Raw genomic sequence first — 6,290 nt, forward strand, 5'->3', positions numbered from 1 at the left:
GACCTAGTAAAGGGGCTCAGAAATATATTCAATAAGACAACTTCTATACAAATAGCATACACAAAAATGGCACATTGGTACAAAGACGTTGAAAACACGGGCTTCAGCTCATTCAATACAATTGCCAACACTATATCCCTCAATTATAAATCGATCCTAAACTATTTTATAAATAGAAGCACAAACGCATCCGCTGAATCATTTAATGCTAAAATAAAAGCTTTTAGAGCTCAGTTCAGAGGTGTGAAAAATGTAGAATTCTTCCTTTATAGGCTGACTACAATTTTTGCCTAAACACAACATTTAGGAATGATCCAAGAATTCTATGAAACGATAAAGACATCGTGTAAAGAATGGAGTTAATTTAGATAAATCATCATTTTGTATACACACAGCTAGTGGCCCTGATCCCACAACAGTTGGTCATGATCCGGAATGATCCCCATTGTACTTGAATCATCATAGAACGGGATATAACACAAAAAAGCCTAATGATTTCTCATTAGGCTTTTCTATTATTATATAACTTAAGATAATTAGATAGAAGCGACGTGCTTTACTAAATTAGATTTTAAATTAGCAGCTTTGTTAGCGTGAATAATATTCTTCTTTGCTAATCTATCTAACATAGATACTACTGAAGGCAATAATGCTTCCGCTTCCTTCTTATCTGTTAACTCACGTAATCTCTTGATTGCATTACGAGTCGTTTTATGCTGATATTTATTTCTTAAGCGCTTAGATTCGTTACTTCTGATTCTTTTTAACGCTGACTTATGATTTGCCATTAGTTTATTTTTTATTAAAAAATTGTAGCCCGTAGGGGAATCGAACCCCTCTTACCAGGATGAAAACCTGGCGTCCTAGCCGATAGACGAACGGGCCATTTAATTTTGAGTTTGCAAATATAAAACTTATTTTTAAACCTGCAACTATTTTTTCAAATAACTTTCACAATTTTTATTTCTTTATTGTGAGTAGCAATGTGATCATTGCGGGTGCAAATATATATTTTATTTTCTAAACTTGCAACACTTTTTTTCAAATAACTTTCACAATATTTCTCTTATTGTGAGCAGCAATATTGCTATTGCGGATGCAAAGATACTCTTATTTTTAAATGTTGCAAGCTTAAAATAAAATAAATTTAAAATTAATAGGCTTTAGCGAACAAAACCCTTCTGTTTGAGGGACTTCCAGAAAACACACATGTACCATTTTCTTCTTTCGCATCTAAAGGAATACATCTTATGGTCGCTTTAGTAAGCTCTTTGATCTTGTCTTCAGTTTCTATTGTACCATCCCAATGCGCCGATACAAAACCACCTTTACCTTCTATAACTGCTTTAAACTCATCAAAAGTATCCACTTCAGTGATATGATTATTTCTATAGTCCAATGCCTTATCAAACAAAGCGTCTTGAATTTCTGTCATTAACCCTTCTACTTTATCCGTTAATGTGTCTAAAGCAACAACTTCTTTAGTTAAAGTATCTCTACGAGCCAATTCTACGGTTCCATTTGCAAGATCTTTTGGTCCTATAGCAATTCTTAACGGCACACCTTGTAGTTCGTGTTGAGCAAATTTTGCCCCTGGCCTATGTGTTGTTCTATTATCAAACTTAACGGTAATATCTCGTACTCTTAAGTCTTTCATAATACCATTTACAACAGTGGTAATTTCTTCCAACTGTTCATCGGTTTTATATATAGGAACAATAACCACTTGGTTAGGTGCTAGATTTGGTGGTAAGACCAAACCTAAATCATCACTATGAGTCATTATTAAGGCCCCCATTAATCGCGTCGACACCCCCCATGAAGTAGCCCAAACATAATCTTGCTTTCCTTCTTTATTGGTGAATTTAACATCAAATGCTTTGGCAAAATTCTGACCTAAAAAGTGAGATGTCCCAGCTTGTAATGCTTTTCCATCTTGCATTAAGGCTTCAATACAGTAAGTTTCATCAGCACCAGCAAAACGTTCGCTTTCCGATTTCACTCCTTGAATTACAGGTATAGCCATAAAGTTTTCAGCAAAAGTTGCATACACGTTATTCATAGTTTGCGCTTCTAATAACGCTTCAGCTTTAGTTTCGTGAGCCGTATGCCCTTCTTGCCATAAAAATTCGGCTGTCCTTAAAAACAAACGCGTTCGCATTTCCCATCGCACCACATTAGCCCATTGGTTAATTAATAAAGGTAAATCGCGATACGACTGAATCCATCCTTTATATGTATTCCAAATAATAGCTTCACTAGTTGGTCGTACCACCAATTCTTCTTCTAGTTTAGCTTCTGGGTCTACACGTAATTTCCCCGGATTGTCTGGATCATTTTGTAATCTATAATGCGTTACAACAGCACATTCTTTAGCAAATCCTTCAGCATTCTTCTCTTCAGCTTCAAATAAACTCTTTGGAACAAATAATGGAAAATAAGCATTTTGATGTCCTGTTTCTTTAAACATTCTGTCTAATTCTGCTTGCATTTTTTCCCAAATCGCGTATCCATATGGTTTGATAACCATACATCCACGTACTGCCGAATTCTCGGCCATATCGGCTTTAACGACTAGTTCGTTATACCATTTTGAGTAATCCTCTGCTCTACTCGTTAGTTTTTTGCTCATATTCAGTATTTTGGCACAAATCTTGTGTGTATATTAAAAAAAGAAATAGTTTGACAAAACTAACTATTTTTGTTATGTTCAACAATAAAATACATGAGATATGCAATTTAAAAACGAAATACGCAAAAAAGCAACTATGGCCATAGCTATAATAACTGCATTCGGGCTCACATCATGTGGATCCTACCAATATGTTGGGCAAGACAATGATGGTATTTACAGTTCTGATGAGGGGCACCTAGAGCAAGAACAACCTAGCGCTGTAGCGTCTAAAGAGGACTCTAACAGTTTTTATGAAAACTATTTTCAAGAACGTGCAAACGCCTTAAATATAGCTGACGAAGCAGAAGAACAAGAAGAAGTATTTACCGATGTTGACAGCTACCAAAGCAATTATGACACCAATGGGGTTGTTTCTGACGGTTATGCTGGATGGGGACAAGAAAATGAAACCACAACTATTAATATATACAACAATAATATTGGTTACTCTAATTATTGGAACAGACCGTATTACGGATGGAATCATTGGGGCTATGCTAGACCCTATAGAGGATGGAATATAAGCTTTGGGTACGGTTATGGTTATGACTACGGATTATATAGTGGCTACCACTCGCCATATTACAGTCCTTATTATAACCCTTACTACAACCCATACTATAACGGAGGTTACTATGGAGGGTATTACGCTGGTGGATACTATGGTTCTTCACCATACTACGGTAGTTACTATAGAAATGGTGTCTCTCGAAATGCAACTCGAAGAGGAGATATTAGATCAAGAAGCACTAATATAAATCAAAACACCGCCTTGGGTAGACGCGTAACGACACAATCGCGAACAAACTCAAATACTAGAGCACGTACAGAGACAACACCAAGAACACGTACGAGTACTCCAAGAACGAGCACTCCTAGACCTAGAATAACAACTCCTTCAAAAACAAGACCAACCACTCCAAATAGAGAGAGAACAACAACCACTCCTCGTACATCTACACCTAGAGCGACGACACCAAATCGTACGCGTTCTAATAGTTCGATGAGCACGCCTAGCAGAAGTTCAAGCCCTTCTCCTTCAAGAAGTACAGGAGGTTCAAGACGCAGAGGATAATCGTAAAAAAGAAAAACAAATAGTATGAAAAAGTTATACTTACTACTCATAGGTGTTTTATCTATGTCAGCAATTAACGCTCAGAATTTAACTGACGCCGTTCGTTACAGTGACGGAGAAATACAAGGATCTGCTAGATTTAGAGCTTTAGGTGGTGCATTCGGAGCTTTAGGAGGTGATTTAAGTGCCATTAGCATTAACCCTGCTGGTTCGGCAGTTTTTGCTCAAAGCTATGCCACTTTTACCTTGGGTAATACGAATAGGAAAAATAAAACTTCTTATTTTAATGGTAAAAACAGCAGCTCGAACTCAAATTTTAGCGTAAATCAAGCTGGTGGTGTTTTTGTTTTTAAACAAACCTCTAACTCTCCGTGGAAGAAAATAAGTTTAGCTGTTGCTTATGAAAACACCAAAAATTATGAGGATGATTGGATGTCGAATGGTATAAATACCAGATCCATTGACTCTTACTTCTTAAACAACTCACAAGGCCTTAGATTAGATGAAATTTCAGCATTACCGGGAGAGTCAACTAATGAAGCCTACTCTGGTATCGGAAGTGCATATGGCTATCAACACCAACAAGCTTTCTTAGGGTACGATTCGTTTATTTTAGAACCTGACACTTACGATGATGAAAACACGAGTTACTCATCAAACATAGCTAGTGGAACATTTAACCAAGAATACTCTTATGCAGCAACCGGATACAATGGTAAAGTCGCTTTTAATTTAGGAGCGCAATACGGAGATGATATTTATTTAGGTGTGAATTTAAATTCCCATTTCTTAAATTATGAACGCTCTACGTTTTTATATGAACGAAACAATAACATTGGTTCAGTTGTAAGCCAAGTCGGTTTCGAAAATAACATGGTAGCTACAGGAAGTGGGTTCTCATTTCAATTGGGAAGTATTTTCAAATTATCAGAATCATTCCGCTTAGGTTTAACTTACAACTCTCCAACATGGATGTCTATCACTGAAGAAACAACGCAATATATCGAAACAGTTAGAGACGACTCGGGATCAAATGTTTTAAAAACAATTGATCCTAATATAGTTAATATTTTTGAAGAGTATAAAATCCAAACGCCTGGCAAACTAACAGGTAGTTTAGCTTACGTTTTTGGAACAAAAGGTTTAATCAGTTTTGACTACTCGAGAAAGGATTACAGTAATACAAAGTTTAAGCCGACTAACGATTCTCATTTTAGAACACAAAATGCTCTAATCGAAAACCAATTAAAAGCAGCCTCTACTTATAAAGTTGGTGCTGAATACAAAATAAAGCAATTAAGTTTAAGAGGGGGATATCGCTTTGAAGAAAGCCCTTATGTTAACGAGCAAACTGTTGGCGATCTAAACGGATACTCTGTTGGATTGGGCTATAATTTTGGCAATCTAAATTTAGACTTAACGTTCGATCAATTTAAACAAGACAATACGTATCAGTTATACACTACAGGATTGGTAGACGCGGCAGCTATAGACGCTGTTCAATCTAACATCACCTTAAGTTTAGGATTTAAACTGTAAGACTACTAGTAACTAAACGATATAAAAAAAGCCTAAACACTCTGTTTAGGCTTTTTTATTGATTTCATGTATTAGACACCATCTTTAACACAAACTTTAGCAAGATCATTTACCTTAATTATACTTTTACACATCTACCGCCCTGATAGCCGTTAGGTCTTTTTTATCAACCGTAAAAGCATGCCTATTTTCGAATATCAATCTGGGCAGTAAAGATTAGTGATTAGCGCGCTTTGAATTGTTTTTAAGCCTGCAAATCAAAGTAGTCTCCCCAAATACAAAACTTCTTATAAAACTAGGAATATAAGCTTTATATATGAATAACCTTAGTATTAAGGTAGTCGTTAACGCAAACATTAGTTTTCGCTACAGAATTGACTTCCTCACGATTAGATTATTGTATAGGTCCTTATAGCCGTACGAAACCACCTTATCAACTCTATACTCTCCTCCGTTAACAACTCCCTTCAAGACACAAAGGAATTTAAATAACTCCTCACCGCCTATACCATAGAATCATGTACAGACAAAGAACAAGATTCGCGTAAAAAGTAGTCCATTAAAAAGTGCTATTAAGACCAATAACCCTTGTATTACAGGAGCATCGCATTCAATTTATATACACTCGTAGGTTTACAAACTGTAATGGTCTATTTTAAAACAGACCACACTTATACCCATAAAAAAACCTGAACATTACTGTTCAGGTTTTTTTGTTTATTCTATCAGATATTCGTTTTGCTTTTAGCGTTTTAATGTAAAGTGTGCTTTAAAGCTTTTCTTATTATCTGTTCCAGGCTCTCTGTAGTCTACAGTAAACCAATAGTCACTTGTTGGCATTGGGTTTCCGTTATACGTACCATCCCAACCTGCTCCTGTTGGACTTAATTGTTTTAACAGTTTTCCAAAACGGTCGAAGATAAAGATCTTAGCATCTGGCTGATTCTCGATGCCATAGATATTCCATGTATCGTGGTAACCATCATCGTTTGGTGTGAAGTA

General features: G+C 36.1%; 6 protein-coding genes and 1 tRNA gene. 3 read left to right on the plus strand and 4 right to left on the minus strand.

What is annotated here, in order from left to right:
- Positions 1–294 (plus strand): transposase (locus BLV64_RS14325; protein WP_143034136.1); only part of this gene is annotated, 294 nt, incomplete at its 5' end.
- A gap of 242 nt (positions 295–536) precedes the next feature.
- Here BLV64_RS14325 and rpsT read toward each other — a convergent pair.
- The 3 genes from rpsT to proS form a co-directional block, all read right to left on the minus strand.
- Positions 537–788 (minus strand): 30S ribosomal protein S20, encoded by a 252-nt coding sequence (gene rpsT / locus BLV64_RS14330; RefSeq protein WP_092136751.1) that lies wholly within the window; start codon positions 786–788, stop codon positions 537–539.
- 25 nt (positions 789–813) lie between these two features.
- Positions 814–885: transfer RNA gene (locus BLV64_RS14335), tRNA-Glu, on the minus strand.
- Positions 886–1,153: 268 nt separating this feature from the next.
- Entirely contained in the window at positions 1,154–2,632 is a 1,479-nt protein-coding gene (gene proS / locus BLV64_RS14340; protein ID WP_092136753.1) for a proline--tRNA ligase, read from the minus strand.
- A gap of 100 nt (positions 2,633–2,732) precedes the next feature.
- Between proS and BLV64_RS14345 the strand changes: the two genes are divergently transcribed.
- Both BLV64_RS14345 and BLV64_RS14350 read left to right on the plus strand, forming a co-directional pair.
- Positions 2,733–3,749, plus strand: a complete 1,017-nt coding sequence (locus tag BLV64_RS14345; protein ID WP_092136755.1) for a hypothetical protein — start codon at positions 2,733–2,735, stop codon at positions 3,747–3,749.
- Between the two features lie 24 nt (positions 3,750–3,773).
- Entirely contained in the window at positions 3,774–5,288 is a 1,515-nt protein-coding gene (locus BLV64_RS14350; protein WP_092136757.1) for an OmpP1/FadL family transporter, read from the plus strand.
- Between the two features lie 744 nt (positions 5,289–6,032).
- Here BLV64_RS14350 and BLV64_RS14355 read toward each other — a convergent pair.
- On the minus strand, positions 6,033–6,290 hold a 258-nt coding region (locus BLV64_RS14355; protein ID WP_143034124.1), incomplete at its 5' end, for a T9SS type B sorting domain-containing protein.

The organism is Bizionia paragorgiae, assembly GCF_900107625.1.
In the GTDB taxonomy this organism is placed as follows: domain Bacteria; phylum Bacteroidota; class Bacteroidia; order Flavobacteriales; family Flavobacteriaceae; genus Bizionia; species Bizionia paragorgiae.